The organism is Candidatus Streptomyces philanthi, assembly GCF_059553635.1.
Window position 1 is genome coordinate 1 of the sequence record NZ_JCANQV010000630.1, and the last position, 1,048, is coordinate 1,048.

Annotated in this window: 1 protein-coding gene and 1 pseudogene; both read left to right on the plus strand. The window is 73.3% G+C overall.

What is annotated here, in order from left to right:
- Positions 1–288 (plus strand): annotated as a pseudogene (locus AC51EU_RS30745) (hypothetical protein); the annotation flags it as partial.
- Positions 289–692: 404 nt separating this feature from the next.
- The gene (locus AC51EU_RS30750; RefSeq protein WP_496270370.1) at positions 693–908 is read left to right on the plus strand and encodes an I78 family peptidase inhibitor; all 216 of its coding nucleotides are present in this window, start codon (positions 693–695) and stop codon (positions 906–908) included.
- Positions 909–1,048 lie beyond the last annotated feature (140 nt).

Consider the following 1,048-nt stretch of genomic DNA (forward strand, 5'->3'; position numbering starts at 1 on the left):
CTGGCGGCCGACGGCGCGGACTTCTCCTTCACCGTGCCCTACGGCGATCTCGTCCGCGGCTGGACGGGCGGCTGCGAGCCCTGGGACCTGTGGCTGCGCCCGGCGCGGGACGCGGAACCGGTCCGTATCGCCCGGCTGCTGGACGACGTACCGGTCAAGAAGCAGGTCTTCACCTACCCGGCGCTCCCGGTGCCGTGCGCGGCCGGCGAACTGCGCATCGGCCCCTACTACACGCTCGACAACGACCTGGCGATACGGGTGGCCGGCACGGCTGCCACCGGGGTCTGACGGGGCGGGGCCCGCTCCGCGTCGTGCGCCACGGGGCCGTGGCGCGTACGCCGTGCCGTGGCGCGCCCCGGACCGTTCCGGCGGCATTCGCCCCGCGGCATTGCGGGCGTCCGGAAATACGTCCCGGAGAAAGGAAAGGCGCGTTTTTCCGTACGGGAATTCGGCGCGCCCGTTCCGGTTGCTTCCGGTCTCCCCGCACTGCGGAGCAAAAATGATCACAGGCGGAATTCGGGGCGGTTTGCCGGCGGCCCGCGGGGGAACGGCCGGAACGCACGGGTGTCCGTACGGCGCGTAAACATGATCGCCTTGGCTGTGACAGAAGTGTGACCCATCACGTTCCGGAAAGCCGCCGGCCCCGCGGAAGGCCCTTCCCCGGGCCGCGGACGGCGCCTACCGTGGCTGTCATGGCACCGGTACCGCATCTCCCGAACGCACCCGAGGACGACGTCGAGCGCTACGTCGGACTCGACGGGCACACCGCCGAGGAACGGGCCCGCGCCCGCGGCTGGAGCACCGTCCGCACCCTGCCGCCGGGGGCGTTCGTCACCATGGAGTTCCTGGCCGGCCGGATCAACTTCGAGGTCGAGGACGGCCGGGTGCGCCGCAGCTGGAAGGGCTGAGGCCCCCGCGTACGCCGAAGGCCCCGGACGCTCGTGGTGCGGCGTCCGGGGCCTTCGCCGTACGGGAGGGGCGGCGGGTGCGTACCGGCCCCGCGCCCGGGTCAACCGGTGCCGGGGCGGCCGCGGCCGGAGGTCGGGCT

Bases quoted from the DNA above. Each gene is read 5' to 3' on its own strand.
- AC51EU_RS30750 (WP_496270370.1), top strand. From the start codon at position 693: ATGGCACCGGTACCGCATCTCCCGAACGCACCCGAGGACGACGTCGAG.